We start from the raw sequence: 20,066 nt of genomic DNA, 5'->3' as shown, positions 1-20,066 counted from the left end.
ATATGCCGCGCCTACCCTATCTCATACCTCTCGTGGCCTTCGCCGCACTGGCCGCTGGATTGGCTTTCAGCCTGACCAACGATCCGCGGCGAATGCCCTCGACCCTGATCGACAAGCCGACGCCGCGCTTCCAGCTCGCGTCGCTCGACGGCAAGGGCGGCGGTCTTGCCAGTACCGATCTGCAGGGCGATGTGGTCCTGCTCAACGTGTTCGCATCCTGGTGTCCCGGATGCCGCGTCGAGCACCCGATGCTGCTCAAGCTCGCGGAGAGCTCCGCCATCCCGATCTACGGACTGAACTGGAAGGACGATCGGAACGACGGCAAACGCTGGCTTGCCAAGCATGGCAGTCCCTATGCCCGTGTCGGCTCCGATGAGTCCGGCCGGGCCGGCATCGACCTCGGCGTGACCGGCGTTCCCGAAACCTTCGTGATCGATCGGGCCGGCCGCATCCGCTACCGCTATCCCGGCCCGCTGACCGAAGATGTATGGCGTGACGATTTCGAACCTCTGCTGAAGGCACTCAGGAGCGAGTCATGAGCTGCCGGCGGATGAAGGGATTAACCGGAGCGCTGCTCGTCAGCTCGCTCGTGCTGACGGCGACCTTGTCGCCGTCCCGTGCGGTGCTTCCGGACGAAATGCTGCGGGATGAGGGGCTGGAGGCCCGTGCGCGCGCGCTGGGCCAGGAGTTGCGCTGCGTCGTTTGTCAGAATCAAAGCATCGACGATTCGAACGCTCCATTGGCGCATGATCTGAGGGTTCTGCTGCGCGACCGCCTGCAGGCCGGCGACAGCGACCGGCAGGCGGTGGACTTCCTGGTCGCACGCTACGGCAACTTCGTCCTGCTCAAGCCTCCCTTGCAGTGGAATACGATCCCGCTGTGGATCGGCCCGCTCCTGGCGCTGCTGGCGGCCATCGTCGGCTTCGGCCGCTACGTGCGCCGCGCGGCAGCCAATGCGACCGCGCTCGGAGCGGAGCACGTCGCTCCGCTCAGCGCCGACGAACTCAAAGCCATCGAGGCGATCCTCGATCGACGGAGCCTTTCATGATGCTATGGCTGATCCTGACGGCGATGATTTCCGTGGCCGCCGTGCTGATATCGACGCCCTTCATCCGCAACTACGAGCGGAGACGGTTGGCTTCGGCTCAGGGACTCGCCGTCCACCACGATCAGCTCCGCGAGATCGAGAACGAAACCGCACGGGGCTTGATCGACAAGTCGGATGGCGAGAACGCGGCCAGCGAGATCAAGCGGCGCATTCTCGCCGCAGCCGCCGCCGAACAGCCGCCGGCGCCCTCCCTCACCAGCTCCGAACGAAAATTTGCGCTCGCCGTCGTCACGATGACGGTGGTGTTCGGCTCCGTCATCCTGTACGCGGTCATCGGAAATCCGGATGTCCCCGCAGCCGCGCCGGGCCAGACCGCCAGCAGCACGACGGCGAGGTCGGTTGGCGAAGCGCGATCCGACGCCGGCACCCGGGCCATCGCGTCATTGGAGCAGATGGCCAGCCAGGACGGTCGCGACCGGCCGCAGCAGGGCAGCGGACTGCCGCCGGTCGAAGAGATGATCCAGCGTGTGCAGACCAGACTGGAGCGGAATCCCAAGGATGCCGACGGATGGCGGCTGCTGGGCTGGTCGCTGTTCAACATCGAGCGCTTTGCAGAGGCGGCACAGGCCTATGCGCGCGCGATGGAGCTGCGGCCGGGCTCGGCCGAATACCGCAGCGCGCGCGGCGAAGCGCTGGTGCGGGCCGCAGACGGCACCGTCACGTCCGAAGCCCGCGCGGATTTCGACGAAGCACTCAAACTGGATCCCAAGGACGCGCGCGCCCGCTTCTTCATCGGCGTCGTGAAAGAGCAGGAGGGCGACAAACGGGGTGCGATGGCCGACTGGACGGCGATCGTATCGGAGGCCGATCCGAACGAGCCGTGGCTGCCCGATCTCAAGCAGCGACTCGGCGCGCTTCGTCGCGAGCTCGGGGAGGATGACGGCTCGCCATCGCCTGCCCGGCCGAACCTGTCCGCCGAGCGCATGCAGGAGCTCCTGCGCTCCGGCAAGACGGCGGCGACCGAGCCGGCGGAGCCGCGCGGCCCCCGCGCCGAGGACATCCGCAAGGCCGAAAGCATGTCCACACAGGACCGCAACCTCATGATCCGCGGCATGGTGGATGGCCTTGCAAGCCGCCTCGAACAATCACCGCGCGATGTAGAAGGCTGGATCAAGTTGATCCGCTCGCGGGTCGTGCTGGGCGAGGTCGAAGCGGCGAAACAGTCGCTGCAACGCGCACTGTCGGTCTTCGCGGAGGACGTCCCGGAGCGCACGCGCATAGCTGACGCAGCCAGAGAGCTCGGAATCAATCCATAACGTTCGAGGGCCCGATCCGCGTGTCATCATCGTCGGAACCCGTTCGGCAACCGGAGGAATGGCAATGCGCATTCTGCTCATAGAGGACGAGCCCGTCTACGCGGAGCGCATCAGGGAAAGCTTGGCCGATGCCGGTTTCGAGGCGGATCTCGCCACCGATGGCAAGCAGGGCTGGATGCTGGGCAACAGCCAGCCCTATGATGCCGCGGTCCTCGACCTCGGCCTGCCGTGCATTTCGGGCCTCGACGTGCTGCAACGCTGGCGTCATACCGGGCACACGCTGCCGGTGCTGATCCTGTCGGCCCGCAGCGGCTGGGCCGAGCGTGTCAACGGCCTGAACGCTGGCGCGGACGACTATCTCGAAAAGCCCTTCAAGGCGCAGGAGCTGGTCGCGCGGGTCAAATCGCTGCTCCGTCGGGTCTCCAGCAGACCGGAGGCCGTGCTCCGCCTCCGGCAGATCGAATTCAACGCGGCGGCTGGCCTGGTCAAGAAGGACGGGCAGATCGTCGACCTGACTGCACTCGAGTTGCGCGTCCTCGAGCTCCTCATGCGCCGCGCCGATCATATCGTGTCGCAGACCGAGCTACTGGAGCACATCTATCCGAGCAGCGACCATCGCGACTCCAATACGGTCGAAGTCTACATTGCCCGGCTCAGGAGAAAGCTGGGGCGTGATTGCATTCGCACCGTCAGAGGCATGGGATATCGCTTCGGATAGAGCAATGTTCAGCCGCAACTTCCGAGCCCGCATGATCGTGGTCGCCGCGATCTGGATTTCCATCGTCTTGTTCGCCAGCGGGCTCGGACTCTCGATCGTCATTCGCCGTGTCGTCGTGGCCCACTTCGATCATGACCTCCTGGATCACGCCCGCGAGCTCGCCGACCTCGTGGAAATCGACGCAACGCAGCGGCTATTCATCGCCCGCAATCTGAGCGATCCGCGTTTCTCCCCTGCCAGGTCCGGAATGTATTGGCAGGTCATCCTGCAGAACGGCGAGACCGCGCGTTCGCCGTCGCTACAGGATGACCTTTCTCTTTCATTCACGCCCGACCAGACTCGCGAGGGTTCCCTGCCCCCCTCCACGGCGCTTACGAATGTGGAGGGACCGACTGGGCCGATGCGCATGGTCCGAAACATCAGCGAGCCGTCTCGGCTCGGGCAACCCGTCGAAATCCGTGTCGGTGCCGACGAGCGACTGATCAGTGACGAGATGCAGCACCTCAATCTGACGCTGATCGCGACGCTGGGTATCATGGCCCTCGCCATGGTTGGCACCGCCTACGCTCAAGTCGTTTACGGCCTGCGGCCACTCCAGCGCATGAGTCGCGCCATCGTGGACGTGCGCAGCGGCAAGACCACGCGGCTGCCTGAGGACCTGCCGGAGGAAATCATGCCGCTCGTAACCGAGTTGAACGGAATGATTGCGGCAAATCTCATCATGGTCGATCGCGCTCGCGTGCTCGCAGGAAGTTTTGCACACGCGCTGAAGACGCCTCTGGCAATTCTCGACGAGGAGGCAGCACGGCTGAAAGCATCCGGCCAGGAGAGCCACGCTCAGATTCTGTCGGAGCAGTGCTCGCGAATGGCGCTGCTCATCAACTACCAGACGGCGCGCGCAAAGGCCTCCACGATCGCGAATGCAGGTGCGTTTGCGGTCGTCGCAGACGTATTGAGGAGCGTCATCAATACCTACTCGCGATTCAGCCCGGGGCACGACCGGCGGTTCGAAGTCGAAGGAGCAGCCGACGTCGTCGTTGCCTGCGATACGAACGATCTGACCGAACTCATCGGCAACCTGCTCGACAATGCGGCAAAATGGGCACATGACCGCGTCGTGATTTCGATCGAGGATCTCGACAGCACCGTCTTGATCACGGTGGAGGACGACGGGCCCGGCATTCCAGTCGAAGAGCGAATGCGCGTGTTCGACGTGGGCACGAGACTTGACGACGCGAAGCCGGGCACTGGGCTCGGTCTGGCGATTGCCCGCGACCTGACCAGTCTCTATGATGGCCGACTATGGATCGAGGATTCGAGAATTGGGGGCGTCGCCCTGAAGCTCGCACTTCGAAAGAAGGGTGATCCAAGCTCATCGTGACATGACTGGTGCCCGCAGCGCCACACGAAGCCGCCCTGGTCGATGCGTTTGGTGAACAGACGCCCCCCATTGCCGTCACAGAACCGGACCTTCAGCACCAACGCCTTCTTGCCGCGGAAAGCAAACGGGTAGCCGAAGAACGGCCCTTCGTCGGCGCGTCGTGTACCAGCATCGAGACCCCGAAATGCCGGCTCACGACATCGCCCAAGCCAACCGTGAGAAGCCTGGCATCAGCGGAATGGACGAGGTGGTCGCGTTCGACCAGAGCCTGTCATCGGAGGATTTTCTCAAGCCCGTCGCAGAAAACAGGACAGCAACGCCCCGCGGGAACGATCGGCAACATTCCCGAGCAACATACAGAAAAAAGTTCAAGGATTTCAAGGATCAAACGAGGATTTATGGTGCGCTCGGAGGGACTCGAACCCCCACGGTGTTACCCACTGCCACCTCAAGGCAGCGCGTCTACCAATTCCGCCACGAGCGCGAAGAAGAAGCCGGAGCCAGAGGAAGGGCGGCACCGGATCAGTGGCGCCCGTGTATCAAATCGATGTCGGGGGGACAAGGCCCGCCCTGCCCTAAAATACCGGATTGTGGATGGTTTTCGCGCCGCCCGGGGCTGCTATCGCGACGTCGGTGTCGGCGAGCGCGGCAGCATCTGCTTGACCTCGACCGCGATGCGGTTGCGGTCGACCAGCACGACCCCGTTGGCGATCGGCAGGTTGTTGGCGAGCACCTTGACGTCATCAGCCTCGGTGGCGTCCAGCTCGATGATGGCGCCGCGGGACAGGCGCAGAACCTGGTGGATGGGCATTGAGCAGGTGCCGAGAACGACCATCAGGTCGACTGTCACTTTATCGAGGGTTGACACTGCAGGACCACCGAAGTCACGACTGGATTTTCGTTGCCCAGACATCACCATGTTGTGGTTAGCCAATGGTTAACAGCCGCCAAACACTCGACCTGACCACCTTTGCGGGCCCCCCCGGCAACGCCGTGGCGTGGTGCATCTCCGATTCGCTGGTCGACTACGCCCAGGCCACCGAATTCATGGAGGCGCGGGCGGCGGCGATCGCCGCCAACGAGGCCGCGGAGATGGTCTGGCTGCTCGAACACCCGCCGGTCTACACCTCCGGTACGTCGGGCAAGGCGGAAGACCTGCGGGATCCGCGCTTTCCGCTGGTGCCGACCGGCCGTGGCGGCCAGGTCACCTATCATGGGCCCGGCCAGCGGGTGGCCTATGTCATGCTCGACCTCAAGCGGCGGCGCCCCGACGTACGCGCCTATGTCGCCGCGCTCGAGGAGACGATCATCCGCACCCTCGACGCCTTCAACGTGCGCGGCGAGCGGCGCGAGGATCGCGTCGGTGTCTGGGTCAAACGGCCCGACAAGGGCGAGGGCCATGAGGACAAGATCGCCGCGATCGGCGTGCGGCTGAAGCGCTGGGTCACCTTTCACGGCATCGCCATCAATGTCGAGCCGGACCTGTCGCACTTTCAGGCCATCGTGCCCTGCGGCGTGACCGATCCGCGCTACGGCGTCACCAGCCTGGTCGATCTCGGCCTGCCGGTGACGCTCGCCGATGTCGACATCGCGTTCCGGCAGGCGTTCGAGAGCGTGTTCGGCGCCGTCAGCGTCGCGCAGCCGGAGACGGCATGAGCTCACGCAGCGCCCTGCTGCGGCGGCACGCCGAGCTTCGCCGCGACATAGCGGCGCTCCTGGCTCAAGCCACCGAAGCCGTAGGCATCCGCCTTGACCTCGTCGACATGAAGGTAGGTCTCGTGATGCAGCGGTCCGATCAGCTCGGCCATGCGCGCGAACACCGCGGCGAGATAGGCGGCCTTCTCGTCCTTGGTATTGGTGCCCTCGCTGACGTGAACGTCGATCCAATAGCTTGAAAGCCCCTGCTCCGCCAGCGCGGCGCCGCCGGCGAACCAGTCCGCGGCATCCGCTTCCGAGACGATGACGGCGGTGACCTTGGGATCCTTGCGCAGGATGCGTGCGGTCAGTTCGGTGACCGCGTCCGCAATGTCCTTCTTCAGCGCGGGCGAGCGACGCTGGCTGGCATAGACGATGTTGATCAATGGCATTTTTGGCTCCCGGTCTCGAGCGCGTGACTGCGCTTCGAGAGCAAAGCTAGCCCCATGCCGCTCATTTTGGTACGTTATCGATATGGATATCAATGATAACAGACGCATATGACCGCCACGCTCGACATCGCAACCGTCCGCGCCTTTCTGCTGGTGAGCGAGCTGCACAGCTTCACGCGGGCGGCCGAGACGCTCGGCACCACCCAGGCCGCGGTCAGCCTGAAGCTGCAGCGACTGGAAGCGCTGCTCGGAAAGCGGCTGGTCGAGCGTTCGCCGCGCGCGGTCCGGCTCACCGCCGACGGCGCGGCTTTCGCCGAGAACGCCCGCGCGCTGGTTGCCGCGCATGACCTCGCGCTCACCGGAGCCCCCAGCATCCGGCCGCTGCTGTCGTTGGGGATCAGCGATCACGTCGCCGGCCCCGAGCTGGTGCCGATGCTCGAGCAGATGCATGCAGCCATGGCGGACCTCGTCCTGTCGGTCAGCATCGGCTTCTCGCGCGACCTGCTCGACCGCTACGATGCCGGCAAGCTCGACGCCGTGATCGTCCGCCAGGAGGCGAGCCGCCGCGGTGGCGAGGCGTTGATCACGGACGAGTTCGGCTGGTTCGCAGCTCCCAGATTTCGTCTGCCGGCGGGCGGCACGCTGCCGCTCGCCACGCTCGCGCCGCCCTGCGGCGTGCGCAGCATCGCGGTCCGCGCTCTCGAGCGCGCCCGAATCAGCTTCAGCGAGACGTTCGTCGGCGGCGGGGTGACGGCCGTTGCGGCCGCCGCGCGCGCCGGTCTTGCGGTTGCGCCGCTGGCCCGCCGGATCGCGCCGAGCGGACTGATCGATGTCGGACCGGATCTCGGCCTGCCCAAGCTCGGCCGTTCCAAGGTGATGCTGCATGCAAAGGCAGGAGACGCGGCCAAGCGCGCGGCCTTGCGCACGCTGGCCGCGGCCTTCCGAAGCGCCGCGATGTCGAAGTAATTGACGCCCGCGGAGCCTGATGTAGCATGGGTTGATGATCGGAGCTCAGGAGCAGCGGCTTGAACCGTCTCTTGACCGCAGCTGACCTCGTCAGCGCCCCAGCAAAGCCGAGCCCGGCCTCGACCGGCCTTGAACCGTTACATCGCCACGCGCTGATCCGAACCTCCAACGCCGACGTACTGCGCGACCTCGCGGGGCGCCGGCTCGGCGCCGAGCGCGTCGACTTCAGGAACGCCGAGCGCTTCGAGGCGATCGTCAACCTGATCGAACTCGAGACCATCGGCCTCGCCTTTGGCACCACGACCTGCGACATGGTCTGCGACCATCGTGCGGCCGACTTCATCAGGGTGCAGATCGCCCTGAAGGGACGCGCGGTCAGTTGCGCCCGCGGCGAGGCGACCGACGTCAACGAGCATCAGTTCGCAGTCGCGCCGGCCGGCGTGCCATGGCAGATGGCGTGCCAGGGTGGCCATCGACGCCTCACTTTGCGGCTCGATCCGCAAGCGCTGCGGCGGCGCCTGACGGCGCTGGTCGGCGTGCAGCCGCGCGCCGACTTTGCGGTCGCCCCCGCCATTCCGGCCGCCGATCCGCAGGCCCGCAGCCTGATGCGGCTGCTCGATTTCCTGACGACCCAGCTGAACGAGCAGGATGCGGCGTTCCCCGCTGCGGTCTATCGCGAGCTGGAGGATGCGGTGCATGTCGCCTTCCTCTGCGCGAGCCGTCATCGTTTCCGCGACACGCTCCTGGATCCCTCTCCGATGCCGGATTTCGGCCTGGTCAAGCGGCTCGAAGATTACATCGAGGCCAACTGGCGCGAGCCGATCACGATCGAGCGCCTTGCGCGCGAAGCCGGCGTCAGCGCCCGCTCGATCTTCCGTCTGTTCGAGCGCGTGCGCGGCTATTCGCCGATGGCCTTTGCCAAGTCGGTGCGCCTGCGGCGCGCCCACGAGATGCTGCGGTCCGGCGATCCGGCCGTCACGGTTGCGGCGGCGGCCGCCGCCTGCAACTTTGCCAATGCCGGACACTTCGCCCGCTACTATCGCGCCACGTTCGGCGAGTTGCCATCGGCGACGATGACGCGCGCCGAGCAATCGTGACGGCTTTCGGCCGCTCACAGGATGGCTTCGAGCGCGCTGCGCAGGCTCTGATGGCGGAACACGAAACCGCTCGACAACGCCTTGTTCGGCACCACGCGCTGGCCGCCGAGCAAAAGCTCCTCGGCGAGGTCGCCGCCGATCCGGCGCAGTAGGCCGGCGGGAACGCGCAGCAGCGCCGGTCGCCGCAGGCAGCGCGCGAGCTCGGCGGTGAAGGCGAGATTGCGCACCGGTAGCGGCGCTGTCGCATTGACCGGCCCGGTGATGGTCTCGGTCGCAATCACGTGCGCGATCAGCCGGACGAGATCGTCGCGCTCGATCCAGGACATCCATTGCAGGCCGGAGCCGAATGGCCCGCCCAGGCCGAATTCGAACGGCGTCAGCATCCGCGCCAGGAAGCCGCCGTCGCGGCCGACGACGAGACCGATCCGCAGCAATGCGACGCGGACGCCATGTGCTTCGGCACCGCGAGCCGCCTGCTCCCAGGCGTCGCAGAGGTCATGACTGAAGCAGGCATGCGACCCGGCGGATTCGGTCAGCGGCTGGTCCTGCCACAGGCCGTACCAGCCGATCGCCGAGCCGTTGACCAATACACTCGGCTTGCGGTCGAGCCGAGCAATCAGAGAGACGACGGCTTCCGTCGTAGCCAGCCGCGACTGCAGGATCGTGGCGCGCTTGGCCGCGGTCCATGGCGCGTTGCCGATCGGCTCGCCGGCGAGATTGACGATCGCGTCGATGCGGGTGTCGGAGGCGAGCTGATCGAGACCGGTGATCAAGGTCAGTGGCGCCGGCAACGCGGCGGCCTTGGCCGGGTCGCGCACCAAAGCGACGACGTGATGGCCGGCCGCGGTGAGACTCGCCGCCAGCCGCGTGCCGATGAAGCCGGTCGCACCGGTGACGAGAATGGTCTGCGCCGGCGGCAGCGCCGCGACCAGCGCGGCGGCATCGGGCTGTGACATCCGCGCCAGGCGCCGTGCCGCGGCGAAGTCGCGCAGACCGCACAGGCCAGCGCCAACCGCGGCCGCGGCAGCAATCCAGCTCAGCACGCCCGCATAGGCCGGCACGATCGCAGAAGGCCGCGTCGCCCAGCCGATCAGCAGCGGCACCAGCAGCATCAGGATCGCGCCGTAGTTGATGGCGAGCAGAGTGTGATTGATACGCTCGCTCGGTGGCAGCCTGCGCGTCAGATCCTCCTCGACGAAATCGGTCAAGGTGATGGCGATCTCGGCCACGAGCACCGCGAGCAGGAGGATTGCGAACAGGCCATGCACCTCGCACCAGCCGAGGACGGCGAACAGCAGCGCATAGAGCACGTTGCGGATACCGTGCAGCTTGAGCTCGCCCTGCTGCGACGGCCGCCACGCCAGGCGCTCGGTGAACTCATGGTGATAGAAGGTGTCGAACACGCCCATCACGATCTGCAGCGCGATCAGGGACCAGAGCAGCGGCGTCATGGTGTGGACTCCCGGAACACGGCGCTCTGGCGGATGATGCGCCCGAAGCGCGGGTGGGTGATCTCGAGCGAGAAGCGAAAGACGCCGCTGCCGAGATCGGAATGGGTGACGGTGAGGTCGCCGGGCGTGAGCCATGCCGGCAGCGCCCAGCGCCGGCCCGCGAAGTCGAACGTGTAGCCGGCGCTATGGAAATGAAGCGCCCATCGGCGACGCCGACACGCAGGCTCATGCTAAGGCCCCAGCCGAGATATTCCTCGAGCCCCGTTGGACCGGCGAAGCGCTTGGCGGAATGGATCACCTGCGGGAAGCCATGCGGGCGCCCGCAAATGCGTGTCCAGATCTGACCGCCTCTCGCCGCGTCCTCCGTCACCGCGACGATCATCGGCACACCGATGTCCGCGCGCGTCGGCAGCGGCCCGCCGATCAGCCGTGCCAGATGCGCGAACCAGAAGCCGGCACGGCTGATCTCGGCCTGATCGACCTCGCCGACATAGACGACGGTGGCGCCATCGGCGAGTTTCTTGGAGAAGCGGCGCCAGATCGACACCGGCAGTCGTCCCCAGTCTTCGGCGGACAGCAGCGCACGAAACCTGTGATCATCATGGAGCCGGGCGCTGGAGGGCGTTGAAAGTCCGAGATGTCGCATGGTGACCATGACGCCCTCCACTCTCCTCAAGCGCTGCCGGACCTGGACCTTCCCGACGGCAACAGATTTGCAATCTTCTCGCCGAGCTTGATCAGCGCGACGAGACGCGGCCGCGGCACCTTCAGCATCTGCACGTACCAGCGGTCGATCAGCTCGGTGAACGCCAGCATGTCCTTCAGACGCTTGGCTGCGACCGCGCTGATCGTGGGATCGCCGGTCGCTTCCGCGACGCAGGCGCGCAGCGCCGCGATGGCCGGATCGATCTCGCGTTCCTTGCGGCCGGCCGCGATCCGCTGCGCCACCTCCCAGATGTCGGTCTCGGCCTCGAAATGATCGCGGCGGTCGCCGAGGATCGGCACGCGCCGGATCAAGCCCCAGGCGAGCAGCTCCTTCAGCGAGTTCGAGACATTGGAGCGGGCCATGCCGAGCGTGTCGGCGACGTCCTCCGCCGTCATCGGCTTCTCGGCGAGGTACAGCAGGCCGTGGATCTGGCTCACCGAGCGGTTCACACCCCACTGGTCGCCCATGTCGCCCCAGTTGAGAATGAAGCGCTCGACGGCGGGCGGAAGCTTCCGATTGCCTGGTGTTTCTGTCATGACAGAAATATCTGACCGTAGAGAGTGAATGTCAAGAGCGTCTTATTTGAACCGGGCGGGTGGCCGGCAAGACGGATGTTACAGCGCCCCTCTTGCGCGCGCCGAGACCGCCTGATCCCCGCCTGCCCCATCTGCAACAGGAGCAAGCCATGACGGCATCCGACAAGGCTTTCACCGGATCGATCCCGCAGATCTACGATCAACTGCTGGTGCCCTTGATCTTCGTGCCCTACGCGCAGGATCTTGCGCGGCGCATCGCGGCCTGCCTGCCGCGCGACGTGCTGGAGACGGCGGCGGGCACCGGCGTGGTCACGAGGGCGCTGCACGCGCAACTGCCGCCGGAGGTCCGGATCACCGCCACCGACCTCAACGAGCCGATGCTCGCACAGGCGAAGACGCATCTCGCCACCGAGAGCCGCATCGCATTTCGTCAAGCGGATGCGCTGGCCCTGCCCTTTGCCGACGCGAGCTTCGATGCCGTCGCATGTCAGTTCGGCGCGATGTTCTTCCCCGATCGCGTCAAGAGTTATGCTGAGGCCCGCCGCGTGCTCAGGCCCGGAGGACGTTTCGTCTTCAATGTCTGGGACCGGATCGAGGAGAACGAAATCCCTCACGTCGTTCACGAGACGTTGCAGCAGGTGTTCCCCGAAAACCCGCCGCAGTTCTTCACCCGGACTCCGCACGGCTACTACGACACCGGGCGGATCGAGGCCGATCTGACAGCAGCAGGCTTCACCGATATCGTGATCGAGACGGTTGCACATCGCAGCCGCGCCGCCTCGCCACATCAGTCGGCAATGGCGTTCTGCCAGGGCACGCCGATGCGCGGCGAGATCGAAGCGCGCGGCACGCCCGGCCTCGCAGCCGTCACGCAGGCGGCCGCGGACGCGCTGGCGCGCCGGTTCGGCGACGGACCGATCGAGGGCCGCATACAGGCGCTGGTGATCTCGGCTGGGTGAGCGACAGCGACCGCTCTACGGTGCACCGCGGGTGAAATGCACCCGCAGCAGGATCAAAGCCGTCCAGAACAGAAAGCCGACAAATGTGCACGATCGGTAGTCGGCAACGGAAGACAACTACGCCGTCTGCAGCACCGAGAACGATTCGCCGGGCCGACGCAATGCGAGCTGATCGACCGTCCCGGCGACGTCGATCACGTCGTCGACACGCGCAGCCGGCGGCCCTTTGCGGCAGGCCGTGACCATCGCCGCGACGTCGTCGGCGGGACCGGCGAAGACCGCCTCGACGCTGCGGTCGCTGCGGTTGCGGACCCAGCCTTCGAGCCCGTTGAGGATGGCCTGGTCCTCGACCCAGGCGCGGTAGCCGACGCCCTGGACGCGGCCGCGGACCGTGACGTGGACGATGGCGCGACCGATCATGAACCAAGCCCCAGGAACTCGCGAAGTCTCTTCTTCACGTCGCCATCGCGCATGACGCGCGCGGTCAGTTCGGCCGACGGCAGCCCCTTGAGCTGCTTCGGCGAGGCGCCGTTGCGCAGCGCCTTCAGCGTCTCATGCACCGCCTGCGTCGCGGCCGCGATCGGTGCATGGCCCTGCAGCGCGACGCGGACGCGGCGCGAGGCGAGATAGCCGAGATCGGACATCTCCTCCGGCGCGCCACCGAGCACGATCGGCAATGTGGTGACTGCCGTAATTGCATCGAGCTGATCGCGCGAGGTGATGCCGGTGAAGAACAGGCCGTCGACGCCGCAGGCCTCGTAGGCTTTGGCGCGCATGATCGCGTCGTCGAGCGAGGCGATGGAGACGGCCCCGGTTCGCCCCAGAATGACCAGCGCGGGATCGCCTCGGCCGTCGAGCGCTGCCCTCACCTTGCCGACCCCTTCGGCGAGCGAGATCAACTGCGGCTTCGCCTCGCCAAAAGCCTGCGGCAGCAGCGTATCCTCGATGGTGAGACCCGCGGCACCGGCCGCCTCCAGCTCCTGCACCGTGCGGCGCACGTTCATCGCATTGCCATAGCCGTGATCGGCATCGACCAGCACCGGCAGCGCGGCGGCGCGCGACATCCGCCGCATCTGCTCGGCCAACTCGGTCAATGTGATCAGCGCGATGTCGGGATCGCCGAGGACGGCGAGCGAGGCAGCCGAACCGCCGAACATGCCGAGCTCAAAGCCGAGATCTTCGGCGATGCGGATCGAGATCGCGTCGTACACCGAGCCCGGATGGATGCAGCGATCGCCGGCGAGGATCGCACGGAGCGCCTCTCTGCATGCACGGAAGGTCATCCTCGCCTCCTCTCCTTCGTCATTGCGAGGAGCGCAGCGACGAAGCAATCCAGAATCGTGCCCCGAACTCTGGATTGCTTCGGAGCTGACGCTCCTCGCAATGACGGATGATGGTTCGTTCGGTCATCCGGGCCGCCTTCGACGAGACGAACCCGGACTTTCGAAATTCTCAGATGCGCAATTGCGCATCATGGTTCGATGCTGCGCATCGCCCCGGAATGATGGAGCAAGTCCTACGCAAACTCCAGGATCAGCGCGTCCACCGCGAGCGTAGCGCCGGCTGTCGCGTGGATCTTCTTCACCGTACCGTCCTGCTCGGCGCGCAGCACGTTCTGCATCTTCATGGCTTCGACCACGGCGAGCGTCTCGCCGGCCTTGACCTCCTGCCCTTCGGTCACGGCGATCGAGACCACGAGGCCGGGCATCGGGCACAACAGCTTCTTGCCGCTGTCGCCGGCGGTGACGACCGGCATCAGCCGCGCCGCGGTCGCCTCGGCTTCCGTGTAGACGTAGACTGGCGCTTCGACGCCCTGATGCGCAAGCCGCACACCGTTCGCAATGAGGCGCGTCTGCACTGCGATGGCCGCGCCATCGATGGTGCCGTGCCAGACCGCGTCGCCCGGTTTCCAGTCCGACACCAACTGATGCGCCGCGCCGACCTTGCCGTCGGCCCCGACGAAGCGGACCGTGATCGCGCCGTTCTCCCTGGTGATGTCGAGCAGGATCTCGTCACGCCCGAGCCACACCGCGCGGCGGCCCTGCCGCCTCACAGGCCGGCCGATCATCTGCTGCGAGATCTGCCGCTTGCGCTCGCCGAGCACGTGGTCGATCGCAGCACCCACCGCCGCTAGCCGGCGCGCGATCTCGCCTTCCGGCGCACGCGCGGCGAAGCCCTTGGGAAACTCCTCGGCGATGAAACCGGTCGACAGCCTTCCCTCGCGCCAGCGCGGATGGTTCATCAGCGCCGACAGGAACGGGATGTTGTGGCGGATGCCATCGACATAGAACGCATCGAGCGCGGTCGACTGCGCCTCGATCGCGGCAGCCCGCGACGGCGCATGGGTGACCAGCTTGGCGATCATCGGATCGTAGTAGATCGAGATCTCGCCGCCCTCCTGCACGCCGGTGTCGTTGCGCACGGTGACGCCGTCCGCCTTGCTCTCGGCCGGCGGGCGATACTTCACGAGGCGGCCGATCGACGGCAGGAAGCTGCGGAACGGATCTTCCGCATAGACGCGCGACTCCACCGCCCAGCCGGTCAGCGCGACGTCCTTCTGCGCAAGCGCGAGCTTCTCGCCGGCGGCGACGCGGATCATCTGCTCGACGAGATCGATACCGGTGACGAGCTCGGTGACGGGATGCTCGACCTGCAGGCGGGTGTTCATCTCCAGGAAGTAGAAGCTCTTGTCCTGGCCGGCGACGAACTCCACGGTGCCGGCGGAGTCGTAGTTCACGGCCTTGGCGAGCGCGACCGCCTGCTCGCCCATCTTGCGCCTTGTCTCCTCGTCGAGCAGCGGCGACGGCGCCTCCTCGATGACCTTCTGGTTGCGGCGCTGGATCGAGCATTCGCGCTCGCCGAGATAGATCACGTTGCCATGCTTGTCACCGAGCACCTGGATCTCGATGTGGCGGGGATCGACGATGAACTTCTCGATGAAGACGCGGTCGTCGCCGAACGAGGCCTTGGCCTCGGCCTTGGCGAGGTTGAAGCCCTCGGCCACCTCGGCGGTCGAATGCGCGATGCGCATGCCCTTGCCGCCGCCGCCGGCGGAGGCCTTGATCATGACGGGATAGCCGATCTCGTCGGCGATGCGCACGGCATGCTTGTCGTCCTCGATGACGCCGAGGAAGCCTGGCACGGTCGAGACCTTGGCCTTGGCGGCCGCCTTCTTCGATTCGATCTTGTCGCCCATCGCGGCGATGGCGCCGGGGTTGGGGCCGATGAAGACGATGCCAGCCTCGGCCAATGCCCGCGGGAAAGCCTCGCGCTCGGACAGGAAGCCGTAGCCCGGATGCACCGCCTCGGCGCCGGTCTTGCGGCAGGCCTCGACGATGCGGTCGATCAGGAGATAGCTCTCGGCGGCGGCGGGCGGGCCGATCAGCACGGCATCATCGGCCATCTCGACATGAAGCGCATCGCGGTCGGCTTCCGAATAGACCGCAACGGTCCGGATTCCCATGCGGCGGGCGGTCTTGATGACCCGGCAGGCGATCTCGCCGCGGTTCGCGATCAGAATGGTTTTGAACATTTCTTGCTTGATACCTTTGGGCGGGCTCCCCGCTCGTGGCACAGGCGTAACACCGCGAGCTTGACCGGTTCGTCTATACCAAAATCGCCCGCGCGCAACCCGCCTCTCGTTCCGACGTTGCCGTCCGGCGAGGCATGCCAGCTGCGTCCCTTGCCGTCAGCCGGAATAGCTGTGGAAACGTCCGCGGGCATAGGCGTGCGACACCGCCTTCATCAGTTCGCCGACCTCGGTCTCGAGAAAATCGTTCGCAACGATCAGGGCACGAATGGCCGCCCGCGGATCGCCCCCGCAGGCAGCAATGGCCTGGTCTACGGCGGCGTCCAGCGCGAGGTCTTCGGTGTCCGCGGCATCGGTCTTGGATTGCGATCTGGGCATGCGCGATGACGGTCCTCGCTCCGGTCACGCCGCCATGTTCACCTTATGTTCGAAGGAGTCAAGGCGGATCACGCCGCCCCGATCTCTTCCTGCTGAGGCTCGGCCTGTGGCTTTTCGGGAGCCAGAGCGACAGACTTTTGCTGTGCGCCCTGCCGCACCAGATGGTGGACGAAGCCGAGCTTGCCGATGACCGGCGGCGTCAGGATGAATGGATAGAGATCGCGCGCGCCCATCGCCCGGGCGACGCTGTTCATGGCGAAGGTGAATGGCAGCCAGGCGTTGACGATGATGTCGAAATCCTCCGCGACATACGGATCGAAGGTGACGCGCGCCGTCAGCCCGCCGATCTGGTCGGCGGGCGGATCGATCTCGATGCCGAACTCGGAGGCCATCTCCAGCGTATCGACGATGTGGAGGTAGTGCGCCCAGGTCTCGGCAAAATCCTCCCACGGATGCGTGGTGGCGTAGGCCGAAACGAAATTGTCCTGCCAGTCCACCGGAGGCCCCTGATCGTAATGCCGCCTCAGCGCCTCGCCGTAGTCCTGGGTATCGTCGCCGAACACGGCCCGGCATTCCTCGAGCCTGCCGGCATCGCGCACCAGCACGTCCCAGAAATAGTGCCCGACCTCGTGGCGGAAATGACCGAGCAAGGTCCGGTACGGCTCGTCCATTTCGAGCCGCCGTCGCTCGCGCTCGAAATCGTCGGCCTCGGCCAGCGCGATGGTGACGAGGCCGTTGTCGTGGCCCGTCATGACGTTCTGCTGGCCGACGGGGTCATCGGCGAGGAAGTTGAAGATCAGCCCGTGCTCGGGGTCCTCGATCCGCGTCTTCACAGGGAGTTTCCATCGGATCAGCGAGTAGAACAGTCGGTGCTTGGCCACCTCCAGCTCGCGCCATCCCGCGAGCTGCGCGGGATCGGACAGATTGGGAATGGTGCCGTTGTGCCGGCAGGCTCGGCAGAAGCCTGCGGTCTCGCCGGTCTCGAGCAGCCAGTTGCAGGCGTCGTGCTCGGCATTGGCGCAGAAGAAGCGCCCCGTCCCGTGGTCGGCGAGCGTCCGAAAGCCCTCCTCCGCCGGCTCGATCGCCGACAGGATCTGGCGCTCCGGCATGAAGGCGAGCTGATGGCCACAGCGCCCGCAGCTCCGATTCTCGAAGTACAGGATGTTCGTGCAGACCTGACAGACGAAGAGCTTCACGGCGTGGACCTACGTGTTGCGGTGTTCAGGGCCTGACGACGCACGACAGTAACAGTCCGTTCCGGGAGCGCGGAACTTTTTGTCTGCCCCGACGTTCTCGTCATGCCGGCGTTTGCCCGCCTTAATCTCTGGTCAGTTTGCTTTCCTTGGTCCCAATGTCGCCAAGCTTCCGAACACCCGCGATGGAATTCTCGGGCGACTGCTCGCCACATCAGTGCAGGTCAGCATGAACAGCGCGGATGCGCCCAGAGACGAAGTGAGGCCGGAGGCTGCCGCCGACGCGCTGCGCCAGCATATCGAGGAGATCGCGCGCGATCGCGATGAGGCCTATCGCGCGCTGCAGGAACGCGAGGCGGAGCTCGCGCGCATCCAGCGGATCGCCCGGGTCGGCGGCGTCGAGGTCGACCTGCGCGAAGGCTACCGCAACCGCCGCTCCCCCGAATACCTGATCATTCACGGCCTGCCGCCGGAAGCCGTTCACGAGACTCACGAAGACTGGGTCAGGCGCGTCCATCCCGACGACCGCGTCAAGGCCGAGCAGGAGTTCATCGCCGCGGTCAAGAGCAAGCAGGAGGACTACACCACCGAATACCGCATCATCCGTCCCAGCGATGGCGAGATCCGGTGGGTCCGCGTCATCGCCCGCATCGAGCGCGACTGGAACGGCCGCGCCATCCGCCTGGTCGGCGCGCATATCGACGTCACCGACCAGATGCTGGCGCAGGCCAAACTGCGCGAGAGCGAGGAGCGCTTCCGGCTGATCGCCGACAGCGCCCCGGTGCCGATCTGGGTGACGAAGCTCGACCGCACCCGCTCCTTCGTCAATCGCGCCTATGTCGATTTCCTCGGCCTGCCCCATGACGAGACGCTGGCCTTCGACTGGCGCAAGGTGCTGCATCCCGAGGACCTTCCGCGCATCCTGGAGCAGCAGCAGTCGGGAGAGCGCTCGCTGAAGCCGTTCTTCCTCGAGGCGCGCTACCGCCGCGCCGACGGCGAATGGCGCTGGCTGCGCTCGGAATCGCAGCCGCGCTGGGACGCGAACGGCAAACATGTCGGATTCATCGGCGTCGCTCACGACGTCACGGCCGCCAAGCAGGCCGAGATCGAGCTGCGCCGCATCAACGAGACCCTCGAAGAGCGGATCAAGGAGCGCACCGCCCAACTCGAGGCCAATGAAGCGCGCATGCGCGCGATCTTCGACACCAGCAATCAGTATCAGGCCATCCTCGACGTCGAGGGCCGCGTGCTGCATGCCAACCGCATCGCGGTCGCCGGCATGCGCGCCGGTGAAGTGAACGTCATCGGCCAGCCGCTCTGGGATGCGCCCTGGTTCACCCATACGCCGGGCGTGACCGAGATGCTGCGCAAGGCGTTCGCCCGCGTTCTCGCCGGCGAGAGCTTTCGGACCGAGATGCGGCTCGATTTCGCCAGCGGCCAGCGACATTTCGAGCTTTCGATGCGGCCTCTGTTCGACCAGCATGATGTGGTCACCGGCGCGGTCGCCGAGGCGGTCGACGTCACCGAACGCATCCAGGGCGAGGAGCTGTTGCGGCAGTCGCAGAAGATGGAGGCGATCGGCCAGCTCACCGGCGGCGTCGCGCACGATTTCAACAACCTGCTCACCATCATCCGCTCGGCCACCGACTTCCTGCGCCGCCGCGATCTCCCCGAGGAACGGCGCCGGCGCTATGTCGATGCGATCTCCGAGACGGTGGAGCGCGCCTCGAAGCTGACCGCGCAACTTCTGGCCTTCGCGCGGCGGCAACCCTTGACGCCGCAGGTGTTCAATGTTGGCGAGCAGGTCGAGAACGTCGTGCAGCTGATCCGTCCTCTCGTCGGCGGCCGCATCCAGATCGAGCTCGCGGTCACGAACAGCGGACTGTTCACCCTCGCCGACGTCGCGCAATTCCAGACCGCGCTGATCAACCTCGCCGTCAATGCGCGCGACGCCATGAACGGTGAAGGACATCTGAAAATCGGCGTGCAGCGGACCGAGAGCATCCCGGCCTTGCGTGGCCAGGGCCCCCGGCCCGGTGCCTTCATCGCGATTTCGGTCGCCGACACCGGGGGCGGCATCGCGCCTCAGCACCTCAACGCCATCTTCGAACCCTTCTTCACCACCAAGGAGGTCGGCAAGGGCACGGGTCTCGGCCTCAGCCAGGCGTTCGGCTTCGCCAAGCAGTCCGAAGGCGACATCGCGGTCGACAGCCGCATCGGCCACGGCGCGACCTTCACGATCTACCTGCCGCAGGCCACGGCACCGCAATCCGGCACGGAAGCCGGCTCCGCGCGCATCGAGCCGGCGACCATCGGGCGCGGCTACCGCGTGCTCGTGGTCGAGGACAATGACGAGGTGGGGCAGTTCTCGACCGAGCTGCTCGAGGACCTCGGCTATGTGACGCGCCGCGTCGCCAATGCCGCCGATGCACTGGCAATCCTGGCGAACGACGAATTCGCGGTCGACCTCGTGTTCTCCGACGTCATCATGCCCGGCATCAACGGCCTGGAGCTCGCCGGCATCATCCGCGACCGCTATCCCGGCCTGCCGGTGGTGCTGACATCCGGCTACAGCCACGTGCTCGCGGAGAACGCCCATCACGGCTTCGAGCTGATCAAGAAGCCCTATTCGGTGGAGTCGCTGTCGCGCATCCTGCGCAAGGCGATGGCCGAGAAGGCGCCGCTGCCGCGCTGAGTAGGT

General features: G+C 66.1%; 19 protein-coding genes, 1 tRNA gene and 2 pseudogenes. 10 read left to right on the top strand and 12 right to left on the bottom strand.

Annotation, left to right across the window (positions count from 1 at the left end; all coding sequences use genetic code 11):
- Positions 1–2 precede the first annotated feature (2 nt).
- From QX039_RS32485 to QX039_RS32465, 5 genes are all read left to right on the top strand, one after another.
- Positions 3–539 carry a DsbE family thiol:disulfide interchange protein gene (locus QX039_RS32485; protein ID WP_315737696.1) on the top strand — a complete coding sequence of 179 codons (537 nt, stop codon included), beginning with the start codon at positions 3–5 and terminating at the stop codon, positions 537–539.
- Positions 536–1,048: a cytochrome c-type biogenesis protein gene (locus QX039_RS32480; protein ID WP_315737695.1), complete on the top strand. Its 513-nt coding sequence runs from the start codon at positions 536–538 to the stop codon at positions 1,046–1,048. Before QX039_RS32485 ends, QX039_RS32480 begins: the two co-directional genes overlap by 4 nt.
- Entirely contained in the window at positions 1,045–2,364 is a 1,320-nt protein-coding gene (ccmI, locus tag QX039_RS32475; RefSeq protein WP_315737694.1) for a c-type cytochrome biogenesis protein CcmI, read from the top strand. Before QX039_RS32480 ends, ccmI begins: the two co-directional genes overlap by 4 nt.
- A 64-nt stretch (positions 2,365–2,428) precedes the next feature.
- Positions 2,429–3,082 (top strand): response regulator transcription factor, encoded by a 654-nt coding sequence (locus tag QX039_RS32470; RefSeq protein ID WP_315737693.1) that lies wholly within the window; start codon positions 2,429–2,431, stop codon positions 3,080–3,082.
- Positions 3,083–3,086: 4 nt separating this feature from the next.
- Complete coding sequence (locus QX039_RS32465) at positions 3,087–4,463, top strand: HAMP domain-containing sensor histidine kinase (protein ID WP_315737692.1); 1,377 nt, start codon at positions 3,087–3,089, stop codon at positions 4,461–4,463.
- On the opposite strand, the pseudogene QX039_RS33140 reads toward QX039_RS32465, so the two are convergent.
- The 3 genes and pseudogenes from QX039_RS33140 to QX039_RS32455 form a co-directional block, all read right to left on the bottom strand.
- Positions 4,370–4,603: pseudogene (locus QX039_RS33140) on the bottom strand (hypothetical protein); the annotation flags it as partial. The gene QX039_RS32465 and the pseudogene QX039_RS33140 overlap by 94 nt on opposite strands.
- Before the next feature lie 259 nt (positions 4,604–4,862).
- Positions 4,863–4,947: transfer RNA gene (locus tag QX039_RS32460), tRNA-Leu, on the bottom strand.
- A 135-nt stretch (positions 4,948–5,082) separates the two neighbouring features.
- Positions 5,083–5,376, bottom strand: coding sequence for a FliM/FliN family flagellar motor switch protein (locus QX039_RS32455; protein WP_409997775.1), 294 nt, complete (start codon positions 5,374–5,376; stop codon positions 5,083–5,085).
- A gap of 20 nt (positions 5,377–5,396) precedes the next feature.
- Between QX039_RS32455 and lipB the strand changes: the two genes are divergently transcribed.
- Entirely contained in the window at positions 5,397–6,119 is a 723-nt protein-coding gene (gene lipB, locus QX039_RS32450; protein ID WP_315737691.1) for a lipoyl(octanoyl) transferase LipB, read from the top strand.
- 2 nt (positions 6,120–6,121) lie between these two features.
- On the opposite strand, the gene QX039_RS32445 is transcribed toward lipB, so the two are convergent.
- Entirely contained in the window at positions 6,122–6,550 is a 429-nt protein-coding gene (locus QX039_RS32445; protein ID WP_315774009.1) for a 4-oxalocrotonate tautomerase family protein, read from the bottom strand.
- A gap of 108 nt (positions 6,551–6,658) precedes the next feature.
- Here QX039_RS32445 and QX039_RS32440 point away from each other — a divergent pair, with 108 nt between their 5' ends.
- Positions 6,659–7,516: a LysR family transcriptional regulator gene (locus QX039_RS32440; RefSeq protein ID WP_315754369.1), complete on the top strand. Its 858-nt coding sequence runs from the start codon at positions 6,659–6,661 to the stop codon at positions 7,514–7,516.
- Between the two features lie 59 nt (positions 7,517–7,575).
- Positions 7,576–8,613 (top strand): AraC family transcriptional regulator, encoded by a 1,038-nt coding sequence (locus QX039_RS32435; RefSeq protein ID WP_315774007.1) that lies wholly within the window; start codon positions 7,576–7,578, stop codon positions 8,611–8,613.
- A gap of 14 nt (positions 8,614–8,627) precedes the next feature.
- Here the strand turns inward: QX039_RS32435 and QX039_RS32430 are convergent, their stop codons facing one another.
- The 3 genes and pseudogenes from QX039_RS32430 to QX039_RS32420 all read right to left on the bottom strand — a co-directional run bounded on the left by QX039_RS32430 (position 8,628) and on the right by QX039_RS32420 (position 11,306).
- Positions 8,628–10,064 (bottom strand): TIGR01777 family oxidoreductase, encoded by a 1,437-nt coding sequence (locus QX039_RS32430; RefSeq protein ID WP_315774005.1) that lies wholly within the window; start codon positions 10,062–10,064, stop codon positions 8,628–8,630.
- Positions 10,061–10,719, bottom strand: a pseudogene (locus tag QX039_RS32425) (DUF4166 domain-containing protein). Before QX039_RS32425 ends, QX039_RS32430 begins: the two are co-directional and overlap by 4 nt.
- Positions 10,720–10,736: 17 nt before the next feature.
- The gene (locus QX039_RS32420; protein ID WP_315737686.1) at positions 10,737–11,306 is read right to left on the bottom strand and encodes a GbsR/MarR family transcriptional regulator; all 570 of its coding nucleotides are present in this window, start codon (positions 11,304–11,306) and stop codon (positions 10,737–10,739) included.
- A 149-nt stretch (positions 11,307–11,455) separates the two neighbouring features.
- On the opposite strand from QX039_RS32420, the gene QX039_RS32415 reads away from it, so the two are divergent.
- Positions 11,456–12,265, top strand: a complete 810-nt coding sequence (locus QX039_RS32415) for a class I SAM-dependent methyltransferase (RefSeq protein ID WP_315737685.1) — start codon at positions 11,456–11,458, stop codon at positions 12,263–12,265.
- Between the two features lie 117 nt (positions 12,266–12,382).
- On the opposite strand, the gene QX039_RS32410 is transcribed toward QX039_RS32415, so the two are convergent.
- The 5 genes from QX039_RS32410 to QX039_RS32390 all read right to left on the bottom strand — a co-directional run bounded on the left by QX039_RS32410 (position 12,383) and on the right by QX039_RS32390 (position 17,368).
- A complete protein-coding gene (locus QX039_RS32410) occupies positions 12,383–12,685 on the bottom strand; it encodes an acylphosphatase (protein WP_315737684.1) in 303 nt (100 codons plus the stop codon).
- Positions 12,682–13,548, bottom strand: a complete 867-nt coding sequence (locus QX039_RS32405; protein ID WP_315737683.1) for an isocitrate lyase/PEP mutase family protein — start codon at positions 13,546–13,548, stop codon at positions 12,682–12,684. Before QX039_RS32405 ends, QX039_RS32410 begins: the two co-directional genes overlap by 4 nt.
- 233 nt (positions 13,549–13,781) lie before the next feature.
- The gene (locus QX039_RS32400; RefSeq protein WP_315737682.1) at positions 13,782–15,797 is read right to left on the bottom strand and encodes an acetyl/propionyl/methylcrotonyl-CoA carboxylase subunit alpha; all 2,016 of its coding nucleotides are present in this window, start codon (positions 15,795–15,797) and stop codon (positions 13,782–13,784) included.
- A 156-nt stretch (positions 15,798–15,953) separates the two neighbouring features.
- Positions 15,954–16,172 (bottom strand): hypothetical protein, encoded by a 219-nt coding sequence (locus QX039_RS32395; protein WP_315737681.1) that lies wholly within the window; start codon positions 16,170–16,172, stop codon positions 15,954–15,956.
- 68 nt (positions 16,173–16,240) lie between these two features.
- On the bottom strand, positions 16,241–17,368 hold the full coding sequence (locus tag QX039_RS32390; protein WP_315737680.1) for a putative zinc-binding peptidase: 1,128 nt from the start codon (positions 17,366–17,368) through the stop codon (positions 16,241–16,243).
- 226 nt (positions 17,369–17,594) lie between these two features.
- Between QX039_RS32390 and QX039_RS32385 the strand changes: the two genes are divergently transcribed.
- Positions 17,595–20,060 carry a PAS domain-containing protein gene (locus QX039_RS32385; protein WP_315737679.1) on the top strand — a complete coding sequence of 822 codons (2,466 nt, stop codon included), beginning with the start codon at positions 17,595–17,597 and terminating at the stop codon, positions 20,058–20,060.
- Positions 20,061–20,066 lie beyond the last annotated feature (6 nt).

Origin of the sequence: Bradyrhizobium sp. SZCCHNR1043 (assembly GCF_032489675.1) — a bacterium.
Taxonomy (GTDB): domain Bacteria; phylum Pseudomonadota; class Alphaproteobacteria; order Rhizobiales; family Xanthobacteraceae; genus Bradyrhizobium.
The sequence above is the reverse complement of the archived record's forward strand: the minus strand, read 5'-3'. Positions and strand labels throughout refer to the sequence as shown.

Coding starts and splice junctions, on each gene's coding strand:
- QX039_RS32485 (WP_315737696.1), top strand. CDS start 3: ATGCCGCGCCTACCCTATCTCATACCTCTCGTGGCCTTCGCCGCACTG.
- QX039_RS32480 (WP_315737695.1), top strand. CDS start 536: ATGAGCTGCCGGCGGATGAAGGGATTAACCGGAGCGCTGCTCGTCAGC.
- ccmI (WP_315737694.1), top strand. CDS start 1,045: ATGATGCTATGGCTGATCCTGACGGCGATGATTTCCGTGGCCGCCGTG.
- QX039_RS32470 (WP_315737693.1), top strand. CDS start 2,429: ATGCGCATTCTGCTCATAGAGGACGAGCCCGTCTACGCGGAGCGCATC.
- QX039_RS32465 (WP_315737692.1), top strand. CDS start 3,087: ATGTTCAGCCGCAACTTCCGAGCCCGCATGATCGTGGTCGCCGCGATC.
- QX039_RS32455 (WP_409997775.1), bottom strand. CDS start 5,376: ATGTCTGGGCAACGAAAATCCAGTCGTGACTTCGGTGGTCCTGCAGTG.
- lipB (WP_315737691.1), top strand. CDS start 5,397: ATGGTTAACAGCCGCCAAACACTCGACCTGACCACCTTTGCGGGCCCC.
- QX039_RS32445 (WP_315774009.1), bottom strand. CDS start 6,550: ATGCCATTGATCAACATCGTCTATGCCAGCCAGCGTCGCTCGCCCGCG.
- QX039_RS32440 (WP_315754369.1), top strand. CDS start 6,659: ATGACCGCCACGCTCGACATCGCAACCGTCCGCGCCTTTCTGCTGGTG.
- QX039_RS32430 (WP_315774005.1), bottom strand. CDS start 10,064: ATGACGCCGCTGCTCTGGTCCCTGATCGCGCTGCAGATCGTGATGGGC.
- QX039_RS32420 (WP_315737686.1), bottom strand. CDS start 11,306: ATGACAGAAACACCAGGCAATCGGAAGCTTCCGCCCGCCGTCGAGCGC.
- QX039_RS32415 (WP_315737685.1), top strand. CDS start 11,456: ATGACGGCATCCGACAAGGCTTTCACCGGATCGATCCCGCAGATCTAC.
- QX039_RS32410 (WP_315737684.1), bottom strand. CDS start 12,685: ATGATCGGTCGCGCCATCGTCCACGTCACGGTCCGCGGCCGCGTCCAG.
- QX039_RS32405 (WP_315737683.1), bottom strand. CDS start 13,548: ATGACCTTCCGTGCATGCAGAGAGGCGCTCCGTGCGATCCTCGCCGGC.
- QX039_RS32400 (WP_315737682.1), bottom strand. CDS start 15,797: ATGTTCAAAACCATTCTGATCGCGAACCGCGGCGAGATCGCCTGCCGG.
- QX039_RS32395 (WP_315737681.1), bottom strand. CDS start 16,172: ATGCCCAGATCGCAATCCAAGACCGATGCCGCGGACACCGAAGACCTC.
- QX039_RS32385 (WP_315737679.1), top strand. CDS start 17,595: ATGAACAGCGCGGATGCGCCCAGAGACGAAGTGAGGCCGGAGGCTGCC.